Source organism: Mycobacterium sp. AMU20-3851, from assembly GCF_043974665.1.
Taxonomy (GTDB): domain Bacteria; phylum Actinomycetota; class Actinomycetes; order Mycobacteriales; family Mycobacteriaceae; genus Mycobacterium.
Genome location: NZ_CP146371.1, coordinates 5666195 through 5690203 on the forward strand (window position 1 = coordinate 5666195; position 24009 = coordinate 5690203).

Sequence of the window (24009 nt, forward strand, 5' to 3'; positions counted from 1 at the left end):
GTCAGCAGAACGAGGTGTGCTGACAGACGACCGGCGGCAGCTTGGGCTGCGGCAGCTTCGGGGGCGGCGGCAGCTTGGGCGGCGGCGGGAGTTTCGGCAGCCGAGGTCCGCGCGGAGCGCTGTCCCCGCCGCTGTTGCCGGGGGCGGCCGGAGCGGCCGGAGCCGGTGCGGCTCCCGGCGGCGGTGGCGGTGGTGGCGGCGGTGCCGGTGTGGAGGCCGCGGGCAGCTTGGCCGGCATGATCCAGATCGCGATCGGGGCCGGTTCCAGACCGTATCCCGCGGGAGCGGCGGTGAGCTGCAACTGCGTCGGCAGCATGCCCGGCTGGATATTGAAGAACACCCAGCCGCTCGTATCGGTACGCACCCGCGGGGTCAGCGGCGGCGACTTGATCACGGTGGGCCGCGATGTGGGAATCTGCTCCCCACCGCTGATGAGCAGCCGGAAGCCGCCTGTCGGGCCGGTTGCGTCGATCATCGTCGTCACACCGGTGAAGGACACCTCGATGCCCAGTTCCAGACCGTCACCGTTGCTCTGCCTCATCACGGCCATGTTCTCGGCGCGCGGCGTGATGGTGGCCCCCTTGGCGGTCAACGGCGCCCCCAGCAGCCCGGTGCTCGGAAAAATGGACACCGCCGAATCGGAATCTGGGCTCTGCTCGGCCACGCTGGTGGCCGTCGCCGCCGCACCCGAGGAGGACGGTTTGTGCGGAGCCGGGCCGTACGAGCAGCCGGCCACCACGACGGCCGCCGCCACCACGCCCAGAAGTCTCATGGACGACATTCTGACGCATACCGGCCCACCAGGAGGGACCCCGTCACGCCCGCGCGGTTTCCAGAACCGTGAGGTCCTCCGAAATGCCTGCTGCGCGGCGGATCTCACGCAGCTCCTCGACCATCGCGTCGGTGACCTCATGCGGGTCCTCAACCGTCGCGGTATCCGAGAGCACCGAGATGTTGAGCTGGTCCACGTAGCTCCAGACCGTGATGTTCAGCCCGCTCGCCGCCGTCAGCGGCCCGACCGAATAGATCTCGGTGACCGTGGCGCCGCCGACTCTGCCCTGTTCCCGCGGGCCGGGCACATTCGAGATGTTCAGGTTGAGCACCTTGTTCTGGCCGTCCTTGTCCGACAGCCGGCGGAACAACGCTTCGACGGCCGCCGGCGGTACGTAGGACGCCCACCGGGCCACGAGTTCCGGGCCGATCAGCTGATTGCTCTCCTTGGCCAGCGAGGCCGCGGCGCTGGCCCGCTTCACCCGTTCCAGCGGATCGTCCACGTCGACCGGCAGCGCCATCAGCACACCGGTGAACCGGTTACCCGAGATTCGGTCCGGGGAGAAGTCGAAGCTCATCGGCACCGAGGCCAACAGCGGATGATCGGCCTTCCCCTCGTAGTTCAGCTGCAGCTTGCGCAGCGCACCCGAGGACATGGCCAGCACCATGTCATTGATGGTGGCGCCCAACTGTTTCCCGGTTGCCTTCACATCGGCCAGCGCGAGTGAGGCGGTCGCAAACCGGCGTTCCGGGGTGAGCACGTGGTTCATGAAGCTCGGCGGCGGGGTGAACGGCCGGGTCAGTTCGGGACCGAACTTGCGGCTGCTGCGGCGCACCCGGCCCATGCCGTCGGCGGTGTACTTCACCAGTCCGGGAAACCGGCCGATCTGGCGCAGGTGGTCCCAGAACGCCGTGCGCACCAACTCCGGGGGCGAAGGCGCGGGATCGGTGGCATAGGAATCCCGGTCGCGCTGCGGGCCGTCCTGCAGGTCCATTCCGCGCGCCAGCAGATTCGCCGAGGCGACCCCGTCGGCCAGGGCGTGGTGGATCTTGCCGACAACGGCGATCTTGTCGTCGGCCAGACCCTCGACGAGGTACATCTCCCACAGTGGGCGACTGCGGTCCAGCGGGGTGCCGGCTATCTCGCCGACGGCCTCGTCGAGTTCCCGACGACCGCCCGGCGCGGCGACCCGCCAGGGCCGGATGTGGTACTCCAGGTCGACATCGCAGTTCTCCCGCCACATCGGGTGGTGGAACTTGAACGGGATGTCCACAAGTTGGTAGCGGAACGGATCGAGTTTGTAGAGCCTGCCGTGCAGGACTTTTCGGAAATCCTCGATGCCGAAGGTGCGGTCACCGAGACCGTGCAGATCGATGACCGCAATCTTCAAGGTGTGCATGTGCACGTTGGGCGCTTCCGTGTACAGCAGAAACGCATCCCAACCGCTGAGCCTCTTCACCGGCCAATCCTCCCGTGGTTGGAGGAGTCTATATAACCGCTTTGGCTTTGCCCATCGAGGAGTTTCGATGGATCTGGTTGAGGAACAATCCTATTGCCTTCGCCATCGCACCGGTGCGCGCACCGTCGGTCATGTCGAAGCCGTGCCCCGCGCCGGGGAACTCGATGTAGCCGACCGGGCCGGCCGAGCCGGATTCCAGGCGCTCGACGAAACTGCGGGCCTGTGCGACCGGGATGACGGTGTCGCCGCTGCCGTGGATGACCAGGAACGGCGGCGCGTCGCGGTGTACCCGGGCGATCGGGGAGGCGGCCCGGAAGACCTCCGGGTGCCGGTCGATCTTGCGGCCCACGACCACGCGCTCCAGGAAATCGACGAACCGGTCCCGCTCCACGGTGGAACGGTCTTCCCAGTCATAGCGGCCGTAGATGCCGACCACCGCGTCCACCGAGGTGTCCGCGTCCTCGGGCAGATCGCCCTGCAGCTCGGGGTCGTTCGGGGTCAGCCCGGCCAGCGCCGCCAGGTGCCCACCCGCCGAGCAGCCGGCGATGGCCACGAAATTGCGGTCGCCACCGAATTTGTCCACATTGGCCCGCGCCCAGGCGATCGCCGCCTTCACATCCGTCATGTGTCGCGGCCACCGGTGATGCGGCGCGACACGGTAATCGATCGACAGACATACCCAGCCCTGCTCGGCCAGATGCGACAGCATTGCGTAGCCCTGCAGGATCCGGCTGCCGTGCACCCATGCACCGCCGGGCACGAACAGCAGTACCGGGGCGGGTTCCCGGGGCAGTTCGGCGGGCCGCCACACGTCCAGCAACTGCATCGGGTGGTCGCCGTAGCGCACCGACGTCCGGTGCACGTTGCGGCGGTACTCCATGGTGTTCCACAACGGGGGCATCTGTTCCGGTGCCGGCCAGTCCCCGGCGAGATCGGCCGCCGGCACCACGCCACGCAGCCCGTCCTTTGCTACATCCGTGGTCTGTGCCCGTTCTGCCTTGCGGAGGGCACCGTTGCCGGGCGCGAACCAGGACTTCGCGGTCGATGCGAACAGTTCGGGAAACTGCCGAAAACCCCAGACTCCCATCGCGGCCAGCCCACCGAGAGGTTCGAGTTGCTTGCCGATGACCGGCAGGGAGGCCGAGGCGACCGAGAGTGCCAGCATCCGGTCGGCGTGATTTGCCTCCAGCAACCAGCGTGCGCGACTCATCAGCGTCGGTCCGGGGTACCGGGTGTCCGGTCGTGCCGTCATGGCGCGAGCGTACCCGCGCAGCACCATTCCTAAGCAGACATTCCCAAGGAACTGTCTACCGTCGCCCAATTGTGACCTGCATCACTCATGGCAGCCAGCGCGGGACCGGTAATTTCAGACAAACCATGAGCACATCAGCGCTGGCCATCACCGAAGAACACCAGGATCTCGCCGCCTCGGCCCTCGGCCGGCTACAACGGTCGGACAGTCGGGGCGCGGCGCGCGCCACGCTCGAGCAACCCGGTAGCCACTCCCGCGAAATCTGGGCTGCCGGAGCCGAACTCGGCTGGCACGGTTTGGCCGTCCCGGAGGAGTTCGGCGGATCGGGCTTCGGGCTGGCCGAGCTGGCGATCATCATCGAGTCCACCGGGCGTGAGCTCACCCCCGGACCGTTCCTGCCGACGGTGGCCGCCACAGCGGCGATCGACCGGTGTGCGCCGGATTCGGTTCGGGCCCAATTACTCCCGGGCCTGGCAGACGGCACCACCACCGCGGCACTGGGCCTCAACGTGCTGGTCAACATGGAGTCCGACCTGACCGCCACCGCGCAGTGGCCGGCCGTGCTCGGCGCTCCCGACGCCGATGTGCTGGTACTCGCCGCCGGGGAGGATCTCATCGTCGTCGACGCGGAGGCCGACGGCGTCACCGTCACCGCCCTACCGTCGCTGGACACCACCCGGACCGTCGGGGCGGTAGCCATGCGCGGTGCGGCGATCCCCGCCGACCGGGTGCTACGCGGTGCCGCCAAACGCGCCCGCACCGTGTTCCGCATCCTGGCCGCCGCAGAGGCCGTCGGCGTCTCCTGGGCCTGCCTGGACATGGCGGTCGACTACGCCAAGGTGCGCCGGCAGTTCGGGCGCACCATCGGTACCTTCCAGGCCGTCAAGCACCACGCCGCCAATATGCTCGTCGCCGCGGAGCAGGCCACCGCCGCGACCTGGACGGCCGCGGCCGCCGATGATCTGGACGCCGCCTGGCTGCCCGCAACGGTGGCCGCCGCACACGCGATCCATGCACAGAACGTCAACGCCGAGAACAACATCCAGTTGCACGGCGGCATCGGATTCACCTGGGAGCATGACGCCCACCTGTATCTGCGCCGGGCCCGCAGCCTGTCCGCGCTGCTGGCCGACGGTCAGGACCCGCTGACCGAACTGGTCGACGCGCAGCGCGGCGGTCACACCCAGAGCGTGGCGTTCAGTGTGCCCCCGGAGGCCGAGCAGTTCCGTGCGTCCGCCGCCGAGGCCGCCGCGAAAGTGCGCTCGCTGCCCGAAGATCAACGCCGCGACTTCCTGGTCGACTCGGGGTACATGGTGGCGCATTGGCCCCGACCCTGGGGCCGCGCCGCCGGGGTGCTCGAGCAGTTGGTCATCGAGGAGGAGTTCGAGGATGTGGCGATCCCGGACATGGGGATCACCGGGTGGGTGACCCTGACCATCGCCCAGGCCGGCACCGATGAGCAGCGTGAACGTTGGGTGGAGCCGGTGCTGCGCGGTCGTTCGATGTGGTGCCAACTGTTCTCCGAACCCGAGGCGGGCTCCGATGCCGCCGCGGTGCGGACCTCGGCCAAGCGGGTCGAGGGTGGCTGGCGGGTGACGGGCCAGAAGGTGTGGACCAGCCTGGCCCAGCACTGCCAATGGGGGTTGGCCACCGTGCGCACCGATCCCGACGCGCCCAAACACGCCGGTGTCACGATGATGGCCATCGATATGAATGCCGAAGGCGTGCAGGTCAATCCCCTGCGCGGCATCACCGGAGACGCGCACTTCAACGAGGTGTTCTTCGACGATGTGTTCGTCCCCGACACCGACGTGGTCGGTGAGGTGAACAAGGGCTGGCTGGTGGCGCGGGCCACCCTCGGCAATGAACGCATCTCGATCGGCGGCGGGTCCTCGGCACCCACCGGGTTCACCACCGACGATCTGGTTGTCCTGCTGGATCAGGCTCCGCCGGCGACGGCCGCCGGATATGTACGCCAGGCGGGCCGGGTGATCGCCGAGAGCCTCACCCTGCCGATGCTCAACCTGCGCCGGGTCAGCCGCGCCATCGCCGGCGCCGAACCGGGGCCGGAGGGAAACGTGACCAAGCTGCTGCTGGCCGAACAGTCCCAGCGGCTCACCGAGCTCGGGATGGCCCTGGCCGGCGCGGCGGCGGTCACCGGCCGCAACGACGGGCTGGCCCGGGCCTATCTGGGCAACCGCGCCATGACGATCGCCGGGGGCACCTCGGAGATCACCCGCAACACCATCGCCGAGCGAATCCTGGGGCTGCCGCGCGATCCGCTGCTCAAATAGCGTCCTGCGGCGACGCCGGGTAAGTGATACTGCAGTCGTGCCGAACAACGCCACCGTGTTCCATCGTGAACTATCCCGCGTCGCCCGCCTCCTCCCCCGCAAGATCGTCACCCCGATGAATCTTGTTTGGTTGCAGCGGATGACCGCTCTGATGGACCGACGCACCCCGCCCGGCGTCGAGGTCCTCACCCTGACCTCGGGCCCACGCGTACGCCTGTACCGGCCCATCGGTGCGGCCATGCCCGCACCGGGGCTGCTGTGGATCCACGGCGGCGGATACGTCATCGGCAGCGCCGCCCAGGACGATGCGTTGTGCCGCCGGTTCGCGTCGCGGCTGGGGGTGACGGTCGCTTCGGTGGATTATCGGCTCGCGCCCCAGCACCCGTACCCGGCCGGACTCGAGGATTGCTACGCGGCGCTGAGCTGGCTGGCCGGCCTGCCGGCGGTCGATCCGGCCCGGTTGGCGATCGGCGGTGCCAGCGCCGGTGGTGGGCTCGCGGCCGCGCTCGCGTTGTTGGCCCGCGACCGCGCCGAGATTCCGGTCACCGCGCAGCTGCTGGTCTATCCGATGCTCGACGACCGCACCGTCGGCCCGCATTTCGATGAGCCCGGGCACCGATTGTGGACGCAGGACAGCAACGCCTTCGGCTGGTCGGCGTACCTGGGTGATGCGGACCCCGACGTGGCGGTACCGGCCCGGCAGCGGGATCTGTCCGGGCTGCCCGCCACCTGGATCGGAGTGGGCACCCTGGACCTCTTCCACGACGAGGACATCGCCTACGCCGAGCGGCTGCGCGCGGCCGGAGTGCCCTGCGATGTGGAAGTGGTCGACGGCGCGTTCCACGGCTTCGACGGCGTGCTGCCCAAATCTGCTGTGGCGCGGTCGTTTTTCGAGAGTCAGTGCGAAATGTTGCGGCGCGTCTTCGACGCGGTCCCGGTCCCGTCGTCCGCGGGCGATACGCTCGCGGACGACGGGTAACGCCGATGCTGCTAGCCGGCCATGAACTCCGAGTAGGCCGAAGCCAGTTCGGGTGACAGCAGCGACACGTTGCACTGCTGCTGGGTTTCCCCGATCGGCGCCAGGATGCCGCGCAGCTCGTAGTACTCCTGCGAGTTCGCGGTGAAGTACGTCCGGATGTTGGCCGCCGCCTCGGCACGCGGCTGGGTGCGGGCGGCCTGCACCACCTGGTTCGCGCCCGGGTGGGCGTTGAGGTAGGCGCTGGCCGCGCCGGTCACCGAGCTGACGGTGCCGGCGACGGCGTCAGGATTGCAGTTCGGGGTCGCCGACGCACTCGGCGCCGCGATCAGCGCGGCCGAAGCCGCACCGAGCAGCACACCTGCCGAAGCCCGACGCATGTTCTTGATGCTGGTTTTCATGATGAGAGTGGTGTCCTTCGATTTCGTACTTTCTGTGAGCCTTGTCCTAGACATCACCGGATTGCTTCCCAGACCCGAAATTCACGGTACGCGTGCCTCGTTCGTGCCCCGGACCGCCGACCACCAAACATCGCGGCACGTTCGGCGGCGTTACACGCTGCGCGCGTGAGTTGGGTCGCATTCGGCGGCCTGCGCGCCGATCTTTCAGAAGATTACGGCCGGTTTCTTAAGCCGCCCGGCAAATCCTTAAGTGATCGTGATCTGCACTGTGACCGGATTGTTATGCGTCCCGGACCACCCGGATGTCCTTGAGCTCGGGTTGGGCGGGGTCGGGTAGCTGCATACCCGCCCGTACACCGTCGCGCAGATAGGCCAGCACCTCCTCGGTGAGCCGTTCCCCGGGGACCACCGCCGGTATGCCCGGCGGGTAGGGCGTGACCTGCTCCGCGGCGATCCGTCCGGCGGCCTGTTCCACCGGCACGGCCTCCACCGGCCCGCAGAAGGCGTCCCGCGGCGTCATCACCGATTCCAGTTCGATGTCCGACGGTCCGGGCAGCCGGATCTCGGGCGGAGATTCGAAACGTTCGGCGGCACGGCGCCAGCGCGTCAACGCATCGAGCAAGCGGTCCGCAGTGTCCGGGCCGTCGGCGAACGAGAGGGTGGCCAGGATCCGGCGGTGATCGGTGAGGCCGACGTCGGTATGTGTGTGCTGACGCAGCCAGTCGGCGGCCTGATATCCGGAGGTGCCGGTACCGGAGACGTCGATGAGCACCTGCAGGGTATCGAGGTCGTGTGACGCCGATTCCCCGGTCAATTCGTCCCGCATCACGTGCACGTCCGGGATCTGCTCGATGTCGGCGCGCAGCCTGTCGGCCAATGACAGTGCGGCGCCGAGCAACTCGTGCCCGTGGGCAACCATGTTGGCGCGCCAACCGTCGATCGCGGCGTAGACCATGGTGTTCGGGCTGGTCGTCATGAGCAGGTCTGCACACTGCGACAGGCGATCACGGTCGACGAGATCGCCCTGCAGGTGAAAGACCGATCCCTGCCCTTATCAGGAGTTAAATTCTCAAAGCGCGCCATAAAGGTGTGTTGAAGTGCAGTTTTATCTTCGTATACATGTAACCTCTTAGGTATGAGCAGCCAAAATTTTGCCGACTGTGAGCGGCGTGGCGCGACGTTGACTGTGGGATACCGGGGTAAATGTTTACCCCATGGAACTACACGACGATCCTCAGCAGTTGGTGGAGGACTACGTCAGTCAGCACGCTCGGGTGTTTGGCGAGGTGCATGGCGATCTCATCGCTCGCTATGGGGAGGTGCCGGACCGTTTCGTCGATCAGGGTGCCAACGTGCGGCCGATCACCACGTCATGCGCGGTGTTGGAGACGGTGCTGTTCTCGAGGTTGCGTCGGCAGACGCCGAACTCGACGTTGAAGGCTGTGTCGGGCAACGGATTCGGAATTCGTCTTCTCGACGGGAACGGCACTCAGATCGGTGTGCGCAAGCATCCCCGCAAGTGGGATGGCAGCCTGCTGGGGACCGTGCCGTATGTGCCCGGCGGCGAGCAGTTCAGCATCGAGGACGAGCTTGGTCACCCGATCGGCGGCGAGGACGGGATCGCCGAGCCGCAGGGATACCGGCTCTATGTGTTGTGGTGGCCGGGCAGCGTGGGCTTCGGCGGGGCCGCATTTGCGGCAGGCATCCTCACCAAGAGTGTGAAGATTCTGTACGGCCGGACACCGTTGCCGCCGCCGATCATGGAGGCGCGCGTCACGACGGCCGACCCGGGTGGCGGCCCTGGAGGGCCGGGGGCGCGGCGACGCGACGACGACTTCGCCGAGGTCGACGAGGACGCTGCGGGCGAGCAGGACGAGGAGGACGGTCCGCCGAAATCGTCGTAGCCATCGTGCACAGTGTTGGGTGCATGTGGGTTTCCCAACCCGGTGACGTTGAATTGAGCGCACGATGATTGAGGTTTTTGGTGCACGGGTCCGGCAGGCCCGGTTGTTGAGGCGGATGACGGCACGGTCGGTGGTGGAAGCCACAGGCTGGAGTACGTCACGACAGTCCCAGATTGAGAAGTCGCCGACGGTGCGGCTCGACGACGACGATGTTGCGTTGCTAGCGGGGTTGTTCCGGTTTCCTGCAGCGTTTTTCAGCTCGGAGCCGCAGACACGGATCACCGCGAATGAGCTCCTGTTTCGGGCGCCGAAGTCGATGACGGTGGGTGAGCAGGAGTTCTTGGCGACGTTCGCGTCGTTGGCTGGCGATTTCCTCGGCGATCTGGATCAACGATCGAAGCTGCCGCCGGTGAAGGTTCCGACGGTCAGCCCCGACGAGCTGGCACACAGCTCGATAACGGTGGTCGCGGCACGTCTGCGTGAGGCGATGGGACTGGAACCCGATGAGCCGCTTGATGATTTGATGTATGAGGCCGAGCGGCTGGGCGCCCCGGTGATTGTCCGGCGCCGGGTCGCCGGTGACTGGGAAAGCGAGTTCGCCGCTACCGGTGGGCGCTCGCGCGATGAGCGGCATTTGGGGTATTCGAGTTGGGTGGGCCGGTTGCGGGACCGGCCGCTGCTGGTACTGCGGGATAGCGACTCGTGGGAGCGGACCCGGTTCACGGTCGCCCACGAGCTCGGCCATTTGGTGCTGCACAGTCACGCCTATTGCTCGGTCAGCGCCGCCGATGAGCAGGAGGCCAACCGGTTCGCTACCGAGTTGTTGGCCCCGGCAGCGGTCATCGCGGGTGAGTTGCCGCGGGTGCTGTCGCTGTTGAACCTGCGTCCGCTCAAAGATAAGTGGGGCCTGTCGTTGGGGTCGCTGATCATGCATCTGCGGGATTCGGGGCTGATCGCAGCCGATCGGGCGAAAATGCTGACCACCCAGCTGCATTCGCGGATCAACCCTGCCACCGGGCACACGTGGGGCATGACGGAACCGGGGTGGGCCGACCGCGCCCCGGAGCGGCCCCGGCTGCTGCGCAAGTGGGTGGAGCGCTGCTACGGCGGCGCGTCGGTGCGGATGCTGAGCGCCCGGGATTCGATGATCTATCCCGCTGATGTACTGGATTGGTTTTTGGCCACCCAGCGACCGTCCCCGGCGGCCGAGCATAAGCCGGTCGCGGCCAGTGTCGGCCATGGCCGCACCGCGGCCCCACCGGCCGATGGTGACTCCCGGGTGATCCGGTTGGACGATTTCCGCAAGGGCAGGCCATCGTGAATGTGGTGGGGTGCGGCTGACGGTGGCACAGGTGCAGCGGGTGCGCTTCGAGGACCGACCACCCACCTACACGGTGGTCGGTGCGGACAAGTTGCCCGTGGCGCCGGCGCGCGAGTACCTGACGTTTCTGCGCAACCAAGGGGGCTCACCGAACACGCTGCGCGCCTATGCCTATGGGCTGGCGGCGTGGTGGACGGTGCTGGAAGGTACCGGTACCGCGTGGGATGACTTCCCCACCAGTCTGTTCGGTCAGTTCCTGGCTTATCTGCGCACCGGGGATCTGCCCGGGGTGGCCCGTATCGGTGACTCGGAGCAGAAGCTGGCTGAGTCGTCGCTGTTGCCGCGCAGTGCGGCGGTGTTGTCGATGTACCGGTATTTCGCCAATGCCCATGACCTGGTGCGGCCCTACCGCCGGTTGTACGCCAGCCATGCTCGTACATCTCGGCGGGGCCGCTATGCACCGTTTCTGGCCGGGGTCGGCCCGAAACGCGAGCAGGACGGGCCGATTCACCGGATCCGCGGCCTGCAGCGCGCCGAAACACCGGTGCTGCTGCCCGCGCAGGTCAACGCCATCTTGGATGCCTGCAGTGTCCAAACCGTCTCGGGTGAGTGGTCGGGCGGCGGCGCCGGGCTGCGGGACCGGTTGTTCTTCGCCGTGTTAGCCGAAACCGGGATGCGGCTCGGTGAGGCGTTGTCGTTGCGCCACCACGACTTTGATATCGCCGGTGGCGGCACCCCATCGATACTGGTGGCGGGTCGTGACGATCATCCGCACGGGGTGCGCGCGAAATCGGGCCCGCGCCGGATCTACATCGGCGACGATCTGGTCGCCCTCTACACCGAGTACGTGTGGCAGTTGGTGGCCGCCGGCGCGGATATCGCGGTCGGCGACCTGGCGTCGTGTTTCGTGTTCGTCAACCTGGTGCGCGGCGTCCGCTACGCCCCGCTGCGACCGGAAACCATCTACGACAAGGTCGATCTGATCACCACCCGCCGCGCCGATGTGCTGCCCGAGCAGTGGACGCCGCACTGGCTGCGCCACACCCACGCCACCGCGTTGCTACTGGCCGGGGTGGACGTGCATGTGGTGATGCGCCGACTCGGGCACGCCGACGTACAGACCACGTTGTCGACCTACGGCTGGGTGACCGCCGACGCCGAGATGCGCACGCTGGCCGAATGGAAAAACTACGTCGCCGGGTGGAAGGTGAACCGTGACGGGCAATGACAATCGTGCCTCGGCACAGAGGGCACCCGAGCGCGGTGGCGGCGAGGATCGGTGGGCACAGCAGTGGCGGCAGGTGCCGGCGCAGTGGCGCACCCTGGTCTATCACCTGGATACCGGCCCGGCCGCCACGGTCTTTCAGCACAACCCGCGCTACCGACCCATCCCGGACGGTCACGACTTCACCCCGCGGGGTGTGCCGCAACGGCTCTGCGACAAGCTCGCGTGGTGGGTGTGGCTGTGCGGACACGAAGAACGTCGCAAGATCGAACCGTCGCTGCTGAAATGGACCAGCGGTGCACTGAGCATCGCCGCCGCCGACTACCACCGCCAGCACCGGCGTCACCCGGTCAGTATCGCTGATCTGAGCGCCGAAACGATCATGCGGCACGGGGTACGGGAGTTCGAGCGGCGCACCGGCCGGCTGCCCTCGGCCGGGTTTCGGCGCAACGTGGCCAGTTTCATCGAGCACCTGCACCTGTACGTGTCGGTCCGCTGCACCGATAGGCCATGGTGGGCTCATGACATCTGGGATCTGGACGCTGATCCCCGCATCCCGCAGCGTGAGCACGAACCCTGCCACGACCAGGTTGCCCGCCTCGGCGGGATCGAACCGGCCTGGCTGCGTGAAGGGGTGCGGTTCTGGCTGCGCACCTGTTTGACGGCTGAACTGCTGCGCTGGTCGTCGGTGATCGCGCGCACCCGCAGCATCACCCGCCACTTGGGTCCGTTTTTGGCCGAACGTGGGATCGATGATCCGGTGATCAGCACCGACCGGGCAGCGCTGCGGCTGTTGTTCACCGGGTTCACCGAATACCTCAAATCACCTGCCGCGCGGGCCAAACCGGAGCGTCCGCTGTCGGCGGCGACGATCGCGGTCGTCCAGTCCAAGATTCAGATGTTCTACACGTTCATGGTCGATCACGCCGAGGAAGCCGCGGCGGCGACCGGAGATCCCCGCTGGATCCGGTTGACCGACACTCATACCCGGCTGTGGGGTGCGGCGTTTCGCAGCCGACGCCCCAGCGGCGGCCGGGAGCTGACCTGGTTGTCGACCGCCGAGCTGCAGCGGATGCTGTGCTATCTCGACGTGCTGGCCGCCGATGCGGGCAAACCGGTGGTCATCACTCACCCCGATTCCACGATCTCGGTGGTGTCCGGTCTCGGCGATCCGCAAGCCGCCCGCATCTGGCTGCTGCAAGCGTTGACCGGGCGCCGGGCCTCGGAGATCCTGATGCTCGATTTCGACCCGCTGCACCCGATCCCGGGCCAGGACCGCCCAGCTGGAGCCGCCGACGATCCCGACGGGTTCGTGGCCAAACTGCGCTACCAGCAGACCAAAGTCGACGGGGTGGTGCCCACCATCCTGGTCGAGCAGGCGGTGGTCAACGTGATCAGCGAACAGCAAGACTGGATCCGGCGGCGCTACCCGCAGCTGGATCCGAAATACCTGTTCCTCGGGGTGCGCTACCAGCACCAGGGCCAGCGACCACGCAGCTATGACTCCTACAGCCGGATCCTCAATCGGCTCGACACCATCCACGGCCTCACCGACACCACCGGCCACCCGCTGCGGTTCTCCCAGACCCACCGGCTGCGCCACACCCGGGCCACCGAGCTGCTCAACGACGGCGTGCCCATCCATGTGGTGCAGCGCTACCTCGGACACGCCTCGCCGGCGATGACCCTGCGCTATGCCGCCACTCTGCAAGCAACAGCAGAAGCAGAGTTTCTGCGGCACAAGAAGATCGGCGCTCACGGCACCGACATCACCATCAGCCCGTCCGACATCTACGACATGACCCAGCTCTCGGCGCGCACCGACCGGGTGCTGCCCAACGGGGTATGCCTGCTGCCACCGGTGGCCACCTGCGACAAGGGCAACGCCTGCTTGTCATGTGGGCATTTCGCCACCGACGCCACCTACCTCGACGAACTGGTCGACCAACGCGCCAAGACCCTGAAGCTGATCGACGTCCGCCGCGAGCAGTACCGGGCACGCACCGGGCGCGAGCTCACCGATGACAACGTGTGGATCCACCAGCGTCGCTGCGAAATCGCCTCCCTGGACGCCATCCTTGACCGGCTCCACCGAGACGACGTGACCGAGGACGGCGCAAACAGCGTCGCGGGTGCCGGCACCGCCCACCGGGCACCAACGATGCAGACCGCCGCCCGCGGAAGCCACGAATCCGTGCTACGTAAAGCCGACCCGGACACACCGCGATGAGCCGCCCGAAGCCGCCACCCCCCACCCAGAAGGCGCTCGATGCGCTGGACAAATACCGCCAGGGTCGCAGCGATGAAAAACGCCGCGACATCGAAAAGGCGATCGCCTACCTGCGCAAGACCCACGCCGACATCAACTTCTCCACCGTGTCCCGCCGCGCCAAGGTGTCCCGCAAGACCATCTACAAACACGACGACCTGGTGACCGTCATCGAGCAGTACCGCGACCGCCCTACCGACCGAGAACCCGCATCGACCGGCCGCGAAACCAGCATCGACGCTGCGTTGCGCCACCGACTCGCCGCCAAAGACAAAGAGATCGCCGCCCTCAAAGCCACCGTGGCAGAACAACAATCAACGATCGAGCTGCTCTACGGCCAACTCGACACCCTCCACGAACAGATCACCTGATCATCTCACCGTGGGACGGTCATTCCGGAGCATCCAGCTGACCCGCACCCACGGCGACGGTGTCCAGCTCACCTGTGGGCTAGGTGCAGCAGTCGGGGTCGAGGACGACACAAAGTGCTTGCAGGGCCTCGGGTTTGACGCGGTGGAAGACGTTCATCCCGCGCCGCTCGGAGATCACCAGCCCGGCCTTGCGCAGTTGGCCGAGGTGATGGCTGACGGTGGACTCGGCCAGGTCGAGCACCGCTGCGAGGTCCCCGCTGGTCTCCTCGCCGGGGCGTGAGCTGAACAGCAGCGACATGATCTTGACCCGCATCGGATCGGCGAGCGCTTTGAGTCGCATCGCCACCTGCAGGGCATCGGCATCGCTGATCGGCCCGGCGGCGACCGGGGCGCAGCACACCGGCGCGGACATGTCGATCACGGGCAGCGCTTTGGGCATGACCCCATCCTGCCACAACTCTTGACATATATCGAAAAGGTGGCATCCTGAGGTCGACGCGTCAGTTCGATATATGTCTCATCCCAGATGGAGGCCCATCATGTCCCGTGTTCAACTCGCCCTCAACGTCGACGATCTCGACGAGGCGATCACGTTCTACACCAAACTGTTCGGCGTTGACCCCGCCAAGGTCAAGCCCGGCTACGCCAACTTCGCCGTCGCCGAGCCGCCGCTGAAGCTGGTGCTGCTGGAAAACCCCGGTAAGGGCGGCACCATCAACCACCTCGGCGTCGAGGTCGAATCCAGCGACAAGGTGCACGCCGAGATCGCTCGCCTGACCGGCGAGGGGCTGTTCACCGATGAGGAGATCGGCACCACATGTTGCTTCGCGACCCAGGACAAAGTCTGGGTGACCGGCCCGGCCGGGGAGAAGTGGGAGGTCTACACGGTGCTGGCCGACTCCGACACCTTCGGCACCAGCCCGCAGCATCTCAACGATTCCGCCGACGCCGAGAGTGGGGTGTGCTGCGGCGGAGCCCCCACGGAGGCGGACAAAGCCGCAGCGTCCTGCTGCTAGCCGATCGCAACCTGCCGCGGCCGTGGTCACATGGCCGCGGTAGGCGCATGATCGGGGCATGGACCGCGACGCCATCGCTGCCGATCTGGAGCGTGCGCGCGTCACCTTCCACCAGCTGCTGGCGGCCGCCGGCCCCGACGACTGGGCCGCGCCGACACGCGGAACCCGGTGGACCAACGAACAATTGCTGTTCCACATGGTGTTCGGCTACATGGTCGTACAGCGGCTGCTGCCCCTGGTGCGGGTGATGGGCCGACTACCTGACCGCGTCAGCGCGGCACACGCCCGGTTGCTCAACGCGGCGACCACGCCGTTTCATCACATCAACTACTACGGATCGTGCGCCGCCGCCTTGGTCTACAACCGGCGCAGGATGGGCGCCAAACTCGACCGGGTCATCGACTCGCTGCAACTCCGGCTCGCCCGAGAAACCGAGGAGGATCCGCGGCGCGGCATGCATTTCCCGCCGGGGTGGGATCCGTTCTTCTCCGACTACATGACGCTGGAAGACGTCTACCGCTACCCCGGGCGCCACTTCGACTTCCACGCCGCCCAACTCACCTTCACCTGACGTTCATTTGCCAACTAATTAGATACCTGTCAATATCGACGTATGTCGAAGCCATCGGAGATGTTGACCGACCAGGATGCGTGTTGCCCGCCCGGGGCACTGCTACACGAACCACTGTCGGCGGTCGCCGCCGCGGACATGGCGGTCAAGCTCAAAGCCCTGGCCGATCCGGTGCGGTTGCAGTTGTTTTCGGCGATCGCCAGCCACGCGGGCGGTGAGGCCTGCGTCTGCGACATCTCCGCCGACATCGAGGTGTCCCAGCCGACCATCAGCCACCACCTCAAGGTGCTGCGCGACGCCGGGCTACTGACCTCGCAGCGGCGGGCCTCGTGGGTGTATTACGCCGTGGTGCCCGACGCGCTGGCCAGCCTCACCGTCCTGTTCGGCGCTGACGCAGCCGCCGGGGTATCGGCATGACCGACACCACCACCCCCGCGGCCCCGGCGGTTGTCGGCAAGCTTTCCACCCTCGACCGGTTCCTGCCCTTGTGGATCGGCGCGGCCATGGTCGCCGGGTTGCTGCTGGGCCGCTGGATCCCAGGCCTGAACACCGCGCTGGAAAGCGTTCAGATCGACGGCATTTCACTGCCTATCGCCCTCGGTTTGTTGATCATGATGTACCCGGTGCTGGCCAAGGTCCGCTACGACCGCCTCGACACCGTCACCGGCGACCGCAAACTCCTCCTCTCCTCACTGGTCCTGAACTGGGTACTCGGCCCGGCACTGATGTTCGCCCTGGCCTGGCTGCTGCTGCCCGACCTGCCCGAATACCGCACCGGGCTGATCATCGTCGGCCTGGCGCGCTGCATCGCCATGGTGATCATCTGGAACGACCTGGCCTGCGGGGACCGTGAGGCCGCCGCGGTACTGGTGGCGCTGAACTCGATCTTCCAGGTGATCATGTTCGCCGTGCTGGGCTGGTTCTACCTCTCCGTGTTGCCCGGCTGGCTCGGCCTCGAACAAACCACCATCGACACCTCGCCCTGGCAGATCGCCAAATCCGTACTCATCTTCCTCGGCATCCCACTGCTGGCCGGATACCTGTCGCGCCGCCTCGGCGAGAAGACCAAAGGCCGCGACTGGTATGAGTCGAAATTCCTGCCCCGGATCGGGCCGTGGGCACTCTACGGTCTGCTGTTCACCATCGTGATTCTCTTTGCGCTGCAAGGAGAACAGATCACCGGCAACCCGTTCGACGTGGCCCGGATCGCACTGCCGTTGCTGGCCTACTTCGCCATCATGTGGGGCGGAGGCTACCTCCTCGGCACACTGCTGGATCTCGGCTACGAACGCACCACCACCCTGGCGTTCACCGCAGCAGGCAACAACTTCGAACTCGCCATCGCCGTGGCGATCGCCACCTACGGCGCCACCTCCGGCCAAGCCCTGGCCGGCGTCGTCGGCCCATTGATCGAAGTCCCGGTCCTGGTCGGGCTGGTCTATGTCTCCCTGGCGCTACGCAAGCGGTTTCACCACCACACCTCCCAACACCTACCCACCGACGGCTCGACGACGAGAACGGAACACTCCCATGACTGACAGCCCCGTCACCCACCCCTTGCGCCACGACCTGTCCATCGACCAACAGCTCGCCCTGAAAACCGCGGCGACCCGGCTGCACGGCGAGTTCGACGGCACGTTCGGCACCGAAACCATCGAACGGTTCCTGCACTCCTCCTACGACCAATTCGCCGGCCGCGCCACCGTTCCCAACTTCCTGCCCCTGTTGGCCGAACGCTTCGCCCGTCAACGCCTCCACGCCCTGGCGAGGGTGGAAGGCAAGATCAGCGACGGCAAACCCACCGTGCTGTTCCTCTGCACCCACAACGCCGGCCGCTCCCAAATGGCCCTCGGCTTCTTCACCCACCTGGCCGGCGACAACGCGATCGCCTGGTCCGGGGGCTCTGAACCCGGCAACGAGATCAACCCCGCCGCCATCGAAGCCATGCACGAAGTCGGCATCGACATCACCGGCGAATACCCCAAACCCTGGACCGACGAAATCGTGGCTGCCGCCGACGTCGTCATCACCATGGGCTGCGGCGACGCCTGTCCGATCTTCCCCGGAAAACGCTACGAGAACTGGGAACTGCCTGACCCGGCCGGCCAGGGCCTCGACGCCGTCCGACCGATCCGCGACGACATCGAAGAACGCGTCCGCCGTTTGTTGGCCGACCTGAACGTGCCCATCACCCGGTAGCCGCGAAACCTCAAGGGAACACACCCGAATATGGCCGACACATCAGTGTTGTTCGTCTGCGTGAGCAATGCCGGAAAATCGGTGATGGCCGCCGGGCTGATGCGCCAACTGGCCGGCCCGAATGTCCACGTCAGCTCCGCCGGCACCCACGCCAAGACCGCCGTCAACGACCTCTCCGTGCAAGCCCTGGCAGAAGTCGGCGTCGACATCAGCGACCATCAGCCCACCCAACTCACCGCGCAGATGCTCGACGAGGCCGACCTGGTCGTCATCGTCGGCACCCAAGCCCACCTCCAGGACCACCCCGGCACCACCATCCAGCGGTGGGACACCCACGAACCGTCCCTGCGCGGCATCGACGGCATCGACCGCATGCGAATCATCCGCGACGACATCACGTCGCGTGTCCAGGTTCTGGCCGCCGACCTTTCCACCGCGATCGCAACACCCACCGACCAGTCATCCCGATCCAACGCGCGGGGTATTGAGCGAAGCTAGCTGTATGCGTGTGGAACTGCTCACGAGCCCGGAGTGTCCGACTGCGGCGGCGGCTCGGCGCTTGCTCGCCGAGTGTCTGTCTGAGGTGGGTATCGCTGATGATGTGGTGGTGGAAAGGGTCGGTGGATATCCATCGCCGACCGTGCTCGTTGATGGTGTGGATGTCATGAAGCCGGACACCGAGCTGGCAGCTGATGCGTGCCGACTGGACCTTCCGACCAGGGATCGCGTGCTCGCGGCGCTTATAAGTGCGACACCGTTGACCTGATCGACCCGAGTTCTTACCCTGTTGCTCGGCCGACGCCTCCTGCCTGTGACGTAATCCTGTTGCGCCCGAGTTCAACTGGCTGCCGTGGATTTCTGGTTGCCGGTGTGGGCCAGCCGGCCGGAGTCGGTTCCGGTTTCGATGATGGCGCCACCGAGGGGTTTGGTGCGTCCGGCGCGGACCCCGTTGGCGATGACGACGATTTCGGCGAGTTCGTGCACGGCCACCACGGCGGCCAACCCCAGCACCCCGGTGAGGGCGAGCGGAATGAGTGCCGTGATCAATCCCAGTGAGAGGCCGACGTTTTGCAGCATGATGCGCCGGGCGCGCCGCGCGTGGGCGAAGGCTTGGGTGAGGTGGCGCAGGTCTTCCCCCATCAGGGCAACGTCGGCAGTTTCGATGGCCACGTCAGTGCCCATCGCGCCCATCGCGATACCGAGATCGGCCGTCGCCAGGGCGGGGGCGTCGTTGACCCCGTCACCGACCATGGCCGTCGAGGAGTGTTGGCGCAGTTGACCAATCAGCGCGGCCTTGTCTTCGGGCCGCAGATCAGCATGCACCGTATCGATCCCGACCTGCTTGGCCAGGGCGGTCGCGGTCGCTTGGTTGTCACCGGTCAGCATCGCCACCTGATAACCCCCACGGCGTAACGCCTCGACGACCTGGGCGGCTTCCGGCCGAAGTTCGTCACGCACCGCGACCGCCCCAATGACCTGACCGTTGTCTTCGACCAGCACCGCGGTGGCACCGGCGGCCTGCATCGCCGCGACCTGGTCGGCCAACGGTCCGGGATCCAGCCAGCCCGGCCGCCCCAACCGGAATCCGCGGCCGTCGCGGTGGCCGGTCAGCCCGGCCCCGGTGACCGCCTCCACGTCCTCAGCCGGGCGCACTGGGTTCCCAGCGGCGGCGAGAATCGCTGCCGCCAGCGGGTGTTCGCTGCGGGCCTCCAACGCCGCCGCAACATCTAACACGTGGTCGCGGCTGTTGCCGTTGGTGGTAGCGACGTCGATCACGGAGGGGTTGTTGGCGGTCAAGGTGCCGGTCTTATCCAGGGCGATCGTGCGGACCGCGCCCAGGGCTTCCAGCGCGGCCCCGCCCTTGACCAGGACGCCGAGCTTGGAGGCGGCGCCGATCGCGGCGACCACCGTGACCGGCACCGAAATCGCCAGCGCACACGGGGAGGCCGCCACCAACACCACCAGGGCCCGTTCGATCCACACCAACGGATCACCCAACACGCTGCCGATGGCCGCGATGAGGACCGCGGCGATCATGATCCCCGGGACCAGGGGTTTGGCGATACGGTCGGCCAGGCGCTGGGCTTCGCCCTTGCGGGACTGCTCGGCCTCCACGATCGCCACAATGCGGGCCAGCGAGTTATCCGCAGCAGTCGACGTAACCTCGACCTCGAGCACCCCGGTGCCGTTGATCGACCCGGCGAACACCTCATCACCAGGCCCGGCCTCTACCGGCACGGATTCACCGGTGATCGCCGAAACATCCAGCGCGGTGCGCCCCGAGGTGATGGTGCCGTCGGTCGCGACGCGTTCACCGGGCTTGACCAGCATCCGGTCACCCACCCGCAACTCCGCTGGGGCGATGGTGATTTCACTCCCGTCGCGGAGCACGGTGGCCTCATCGGGCACCAGCGACAACAACGCCCGCAGACCGCGACGCGTCCGGGCCAGGGAGTATTCTTCGAGGCCCTCGCTGATGGAGAACAGGAACGCCAGCATGGCGGCCTCGCCGACCTCGCCGAGGATCACCGCGCCGACCGCGGCGATCGTCATCAGCGTGCCGACCCCGATCTTGCCTTGGGCCAGCCGGCGCAACGTCGAGGGCACAAACGTGTAGGCCCCGATCGCCAACGCCAGTGCATACAGGCCGATTTCGACCGGCCGGGGCCCGCCGGCCCAGCCGACCACATACCCGGCCAAGAGCACCACCCCCGCCACCGCAGCCGCGCGCAACTCGGTGACCTCCCAGAGCCGTTCGGGCTCGTGCTCGTCGTCGCCGCGCTCGTCGCTGCCGCAGCCGCACGCCTCACTCATCGCGCAACCTTCTTCCGCTCATCGGGGTGGCCGTAGTTGGGGCACAACGCCACCGCGTTGCCGGTGGCCTCCAGCACCGCCTCGGCAGCCCGCAACATCTCCAACAGCTCCGGGCGGGCCAGCCGATACACCGAGGCGCGGCCCTGCGGCCGGAAATCCACCAGCCCGCAATCCCGCAGGCAGGCCAAATGCGCCGACACCGTCGACTGCGCCAACCCCAACTCGCCGGTCAGATCCACTACCCGGGCCTCACCACCAGCCAACCGGCGCAGGATCGCCAACCGCGTCGCATCCGACAGGCTGTGAAACAACGCCGTCGCCGCATCCACATTCCCGCACACCACGGGATCGACCGAACCACTTTTCATCGCCACAAGACGATGATAGCGTCCAACACTATTGATCGGTCAACTCGGGCGACATCGACAACAATCGATGAGTTGCTAATCCCGTCGAAAGGGGGCGTGCGGTGATGACCTACGCGGCACTCGGCCTATTCGCGGTGTTGATGCTGGTGATCGGGGCGTGGCGGCGCCGCCTGCAACTCGCCCGCACCGGTGACAGCGGCAACCGGCGCCGCTGGCGCCCCGACGGGAGCCTGGAATGGTGGGCCCTGGCCATCGCGGATGTGGGCTATCTGCTAGTCGGCGTCGGCGCCCCGGCGGCGGCCCTGGCCGGGCTCGCCCCATTGCGTTTCGCCGACCATCTGCTGGTTCATGCTGCTGGGATCACGGTCGCGGTGGTGGGCATCGGGCTGACCCTGCAGGCCCAGCTGGGGCTGGGGGCCTCGTGGCGGATCGGGGTCGATGAGACCGAACGCACCGAGCTGGTCACCACCGGCCCGTTCGCGATCGTGCGCAACCCGATCTTCACCACGCTGCTGCTCACCCTGACCGGCCTGGTGCTGATGGTGCCCAACCCGGTGGCGATCTCCGGCCTGCTGATCGCGATCGCCGGCATTCAGGTGCAGGTGCGCAGAGTGGAGGAGCCCTACCTGCGCCGCGTCCACGGCCACGCCTACCGCGACTACACCGCCCGAGTGGGGCGCTTCTGCCCTGGGCTGGGCCGCACCCGAGATGAGACCAATGATGCTGCCCAACACCACAACTGACTTCGATACCGTCGAGGCGACGGTCGCGTTTGTCGACCTGGCCGGCTACAGCGTGCTCACCGAAATCTGCGGCGACCACGAGGCCGCCCTGCTCGCGGCACGGCTGGCCGACCTCGCCCACGCTGCCCTACAGCCGGGCGTGACGCTGGTGAAGACGATCGGAGATGCGGTCATGCTGACCGCCGACACCCCAACCCAGATGCTGGCCACCCTCAGCGAGCTGGCAGAGCGGATCGCCAGCGAGGACGGGTTTCTGGCGCTGCGCGCCGGGGTCCATCACGGCCCCGTCATCGCCCGCGGTGGGGACGTGTTCGGCCATACCGTCAACATCGCCGCCCGTATCACCGCGCTCGCGCGCGCCGGCCACGCCGTGCTCACCGACCCGGTCGTGGCCGCCGCCGCCCGGCAAGGTCTGCCCACCACGCCCATGGGCGCACCAGTGCTTCGCAACATCACCACCCCGATCCCACTGCACAGAGTCGCGCTGGCGGCGGCCCGCTACCCCCGTGATCCGGTCTGTGGGATGCGGATCAACCCGGCCAGCGCCCGGGCCCGGAGCCGCTATCAGGACCGGGACTGGTGGTTCTGCTCGACCGACTGCGCTCACCTATTCACTACTTCCCCAACCCGTTACACACCGCCATCGGCTCTGGCCGCGAGCGGGGAGCCCGGGTCATGACCGGCTCATCCAGGCGCAACCGGCTCAAGTTCGCCCTGGCCGGACCGCTGTTCGAAGCCGGTAACCGGTTCATCCCCGGCCGGCCGCATGACCGGCTGGCCCAGCTGGTTGCCGACCAGAATCCGCACAGGGTGCTCGAACTGTGTGGCGGCACCGGCTACGCCGCCCGACTGCTCGCCCATAAATCGCCGAGCACACGGGTGGATTCGCTCGACATCTCCCCGGAGATGTTGGCCGTCGGCCGTTTTCGACTACACCGCGCCGGGATCGGTAACGTGGCGCTGCATGAAGGTGACGTCGCGACATTGCCGTTCGACGACGACACCTTCGACGTGGTGATGAGCGTGTTCGGCTGGCACGAACTGCCCACCGACATCCGCCACCGCGCCATCGACGAAACCATCCGCGTCCTACGTCCCGGCGGCCAGGTCATCGCCATCGACCTCGACCCACCACCCACCGCCCGCACCATCTTCGACATCTACATGCGGCTCACTGAACGACCCCACGCCCGCGACGTCCTGGGCACCGGGCTGGGCGACGCGTTCACCGCGCACGGCCTCACCGTCACCACCCATCTGCCCGCCCGTAGCTGGGCCGCCCCGTTCCAAATCGTCCACGCCCACGAAAGAGGTTCCTGAATGGCGCGCACCAGCCGCATCCTGCTCACCGCCTTCGTCATCGCCGCCATGGCGATCGGTGTCCTGGTCTACCTATCGGTGCGCGACCGCGACTCGACCACTCCAGCGCAGTCCGATACCAGCGAGATCGGGCAGGTAGTGCGGGAGAACAGTCACCGGCTGAATTCGGTGCCTGACAGCACGGTGACGTTCGTGGAGTTTCTCGACTTCGAATGCGAGGGTTGCCGCGCGGTTTACCCGGAGATCGAAAAGGCGCGGGCCGAATACGGAGACCGGGTGAATTTCGTGATCCGCTACTTCCCACTGCAAGCCCACGTCAACGCCGAGCGGGCTGCCCGGGCGGTGGAAGCTGCCGCCCAGCAAGGTCAATTGGAGGGGATGTATCGCAAAATGTATGACACCCAAGCCCAGTGGGGTGAAAAACAAACCCCAGCCGATGACGTATTCCGCGGATTCGCAACAGAACTCGGCCTGGACATGGCCGCGTTCGACGCCGCTTACGCCGATCCCGCCACCCTCGAACGCGTCCAACTCGACATGGCCGACGGCCGCGCCTTGGGTGTGCAGGGCACCCCGACGTTCTTCCTCAACGACACCCGCATCCAGCCACACAGCTACGAAGACCTCGCCCGAGCCTTTGATCAAGCGCTCGCCGAGAACTAGGCGCGGCCGGCCACGTCAAACGGCTCTACCGCCCATCTCGACATTGGCACCCACTTTCAGTCCCGGCCAGG

24 protein-coding genes and 2 pseudogenes are annotated in these 24009 nt (G+C 67.0%); 18 read left to right on the top strand and 8 right to left on the bottom strand.

The features are described 5' to 3' along the window. Position 1: 1 nt before the first annotated feature. The 3 genes from V4U86_RS27165 to V4U86_RS27175 form a co-directional block, all read right to left on the bottom strand. Positions 2–772: a hypothetical protein gene (locus V4U86_RS27165; RefSeq protein ID WP_395308936.1), complete on the bottom strand. Its 771-nt coding sequence runs from the start codon at positions 770–772 to the stop codon at positions 2–4. A gap of 43 nt (positions 773–815) precedes the next feature. Further along, positions 816–2171 (bottom strand): WS/DGAT/MGAT family O-acyltransferase, encoded by a 1356-nt coding sequence (locus V4U86_RS27170; RefSeq protein ID WP_395312232.1) that lies wholly within the window; start codon positions 2169–2171, stop codon positions 816–818. A gap of 88 nt (positions 2172–2259) precedes the next feature. Then, positions 2260–3483 (bottom strand): alpha/beta hydrolase fold domain-containing protein, encoded by a 1224-nt coding sequence (locus V4U86_RS27175; protein ID WP_395308937.1) that lies wholly within the window; start codon positions 3481–3483, stop codon positions 2260–2262. A 125-nt stretch (positions 3484–3608) separates the two neighbouring features. On the opposite strand from V4U86_RS27175, the gene V4U86_RS27180 reads away from it, so the two are divergent. After that, positions 3609–5777 (top strand): acyl-CoA dehydrogenase, encoded by a 2169-nt coding sequence (locus V4U86_RS27180; protein WP_395308938.1) that lies wholly within the window; start codon positions 3609–3611, stop codon positions 5775–5777. Between the two features lie 37 nt (positions 5778–5814). Then, entirely contained in the window at positions 5815–6756 is a 942-nt protein-coding gene (locus V4U86_RS27185; RefSeq protein ID WP_395308939.1) for an alpha/beta hydrolase, read from the top strand. 11 nt (positions 6757–6767) lie between these two features. Here V4U86_RS27185 and V4U86_RS27190 read toward each other — a convergent pair whose 3' ends face one another. Both V4U86_RS27190 and V4U86_RS27195 read right to left on the bottom strand, forming a co-directional pair. Beyond that, on the bottom strand, positions 6768–7154 hold the full coding sequence (locus V4U86_RS27190) for a heme-binding protein (RefSeq protein WP_395308940.1): 387 nt from the start codon (positions 7152–7154) through the stop codon (positions 6768–6770). 280 nt (positions 7155–7434) lie between these two features. Beyond that, positions 7435–8202: pseudogene (locus tag V4U86_RS27195) on the bottom strand (ornithine decarboxylase); the annotation flags it as partial. Positions 8203–8368: 166 nt separating this feature from the next. On the opposite strand from V4U86_RS27195, the gene V4U86_RS27200 reads away from it, so the two are divergent. The 5 genes from V4U86_RS27200 (at position 8369) to V4U86_RS27220 (ending at position 14244) form a co-directional block, all read left to right on the top strand. Next, positions 8369–9058 carry a hypothetical protein gene (locus V4U86_RS27200; protein ID WP_395308941.1) on the top strand — a complete coding sequence of 230 codons (690 nt, stop codon included), beginning with the start codon at positions 8369–8371 and terminating at the stop codon, positions 9056–9058. 322 nt (positions 9059–9380) lie between these two features. Further along, positions 9381–10379 (top strand): ImmA/IrrE family metallo-endopeptidase, encoded by a 999-nt coding sequence (locus tag V4U86_RS27205; protein WP_395308942.1) that lies wholly within the window; start codon positions 9381–9383, stop codon positions 10377–10379. Positions 10380–10401: 22 nt separating this feature from the next. Continuing rightward, positions 10402–11607: a tyrosine-type recombinase/integrase gene (locus tag V4U86_RS27210; protein ID WP_395312233.1), complete on the top strand. Its 1206-nt coding sequence runs from the start codon at positions 10402–10404 to the stop codon at positions 11605–11607. Continuing rightward, entirely contained in the window at positions 11594–13834 is a 2241-nt protein-coding gene (locus V4U86_RS27215; RefSeq protein ID WP_395308943.1) for a tyrosine-type recombinase/integrase, read from the top strand. Before V4U86_RS27210 ends, V4U86_RS27215 begins: the two co-directional genes overlap by 14 nt. Further along, complete coding sequence (locus V4U86_RS27220) at positions 13831–14244, top strand: DUF6262 family protein (protein ID WP_395308944.1); 414 nt, start codon at positions 13831–13833, stop codon at positions 14242–14244. Before V4U86_RS27215 ends, V4U86_RS27220 begins: the two co-directional genes overlap by 4 nt. A gap of 79 nt (positions 14245–14323) precedes the next feature. Here V4U86_RS27220 and V4U86_RS27225 read toward each other — a convergent pair whose 3' ends face one another. Further along, positions 14324–14683, bottom strand: a complete 360-nt coding sequence (locus V4U86_RS27225) for an Rv2640c family ArsR-like transcriptional regulator (RefSeq protein WP_395308945.1) — start codon at positions 14681–14683, stop codon at positions 14324–14326. A gap of 100 nt (positions 14684–14783) precedes the next feature. Here V4U86_RS27225 and V4U86_RS27230 point away from each other — a divergent pair, with 100 nt between their 5' ends. The 7 genes and pseudogenes from V4U86_RS27230 (at position 14784) to V4U86_RS27260 (ending at position 18796) form a co-directional block, all read left to right on the top strand. Continuing rightward, the gene (locus tag V4U86_RS27230) at positions 14784–15260 is read left to right on the top strand and encodes an ArsI/CadI family heavy metal resistance metalloenzyme (protein WP_395308946.1); all 477 of its coding nucleotides are present in this window, start codon (positions 14784–14786) and stop codon (positions 15258–15260) included. A gap of 58 nt (positions 15261–15318) precedes the next feature. Further along, positions 15319–15831 (top strand): DinB family protein, encoded by a 513-nt coding sequence (locus V4U86_RS27235; protein ID WP_395308947.1) that lies wholly within the window; start codon positions 15319–15321, stop codon positions 15829–15831. 42 nt (positions 15832–15873) lie between these two features. Next, on the top strand, positions 15874–16248 hold the full coding sequence (locus tag V4U86_RS27240) for an ArsR/SmtB family transcription factor (protein WP_395308948.1): 375 nt from the start codon (positions 15874–15876) through the stop codon (positions 16246–16248). Further along, a pseudogene (gene arsB, locus V4U86_RS27245) lies at positions 16245–17321 on the top strand (ACR3 family arsenite efflux transporter); the annotation flags it as partial. The gene V4U86_RS27240 and the pseudogene arsB, both read left to right, overlap by 4 nt. Positions 17322–17361: 40 nt before the next feature. Further along, positions 17362–18030, top strand: coding sequence for an arsenate reductase ArsC (locus V4U86_RS27250; RefSeq protein WP_395308949.1), 669 nt, complete (start codon positions 17362–17364; stop codon positions 18028–18030). Between the two features lie 30 nt (positions 18031–18060). Then, positions 18061–18528, top strand: coding sequence for a low molecular weight phosphatase family protein (locus tag V4U86_RS27255; protein ID WP_395308950.1), 468 nt, complete (start codon positions 18061–18063; stop codon positions 18526–18528). Between the two features lie 4 nt (positions 18529–18532). Next, the gene (locus tag V4U86_RS27260) at positions 18533–18796 is read left to right on the top strand and encodes an alkylmercury lyase (RefSeq protein ID WP_395308951.1); all 264 of its coding nucleotides are present in this window, start codon (positions 18533–18535) and stop codon (positions 18794–18796) included. A gap of 71 nt (positions 18797–18867) precedes the next feature. On the opposite strand, the gene V4U86_RS27265 is transcribed toward V4U86_RS27260, so the two are convergent. Together V4U86_RS27265 and V4U86_RS27270 are read right to left on the bottom strand one after the other, a co-directional pair. Further along, positions 18868–20844, bottom strand: coding sequence for a heavy metal translocating P-type ATPase (locus tag V4U86_RS27265; protein ID WP_395308952.1), 1977 nt, complete (start codon positions 20842–20844; stop codon positions 18868–18870). Continuing rightward, positions 20841–21212 carry an ArsR/SmtB family transcription factor gene (locus V4U86_RS27270; protein WP_425590838.1) on the bottom strand — a complete coding sequence of 124 codons (372 nt, stop codon included), beginning with the start codon at positions 21210–21212 and terminating at the stop codon, positions 20841–20843. The genes V4U86_RS27265 and V4U86_RS27270 overlap by 4 nt, the downstream gene beginning before the upstream one ends. Before the next feature lie 104 nt (positions 21213–21316). On the opposite strand from V4U86_RS27270, the gene V4U86_RS27275 reads away from it, so the two are divergent. Genes V4U86_RS27275 through V4U86_RS27290 form a run of 4 tightly spaced genes read left to right on the top strand, consistent with a single transcriptional unit; the run spans position 21317 to position 23938 of the window. Next, a complete protein-coding gene (locus tag V4U86_RS27275) occupies positions 21317–21955 on the top strand; it encodes a methyltransferase family protein (RefSeq protein WP_395308954.1) in 639 nt (212 codons plus the stop codon). Next, complete coding sequence (locus V4U86_RS27280; protein ID WP_395308955.1) at positions 21930–22634, top strand: adenylate/guanylate cyclase domain-containing protein; 705 nt, start codon at positions 21930–21932, stop codon at positions 22632–22634. The genes V4U86_RS27275 and V4U86_RS27280 overlap by 26 nt, the downstream gene beginning before the upstream one ends. Further along, complete coding sequence (locus tag V4U86_RS27285; protein WP_395308956.1) at positions 22631–23275, top strand: class I SAM-dependent methyltransferase; 645 nt, start codon at positions 22631–22633, stop codon at positions 23273–23275. The genes V4U86_RS27280 and V4U86_RS27285 overlap by 4 nt, the downstream gene beginning before the upstream one ends. Further along, a complete protein-coding gene (locus tag V4U86_RS27290; protein ID WP_395308957.1) occupies positions 23276–23938 on the top strand; it encodes a DsbA family protein in 663 nt (220 codons plus the stop codon). Positions 23939–24009 lie beyond the last annotated feature (71 nt).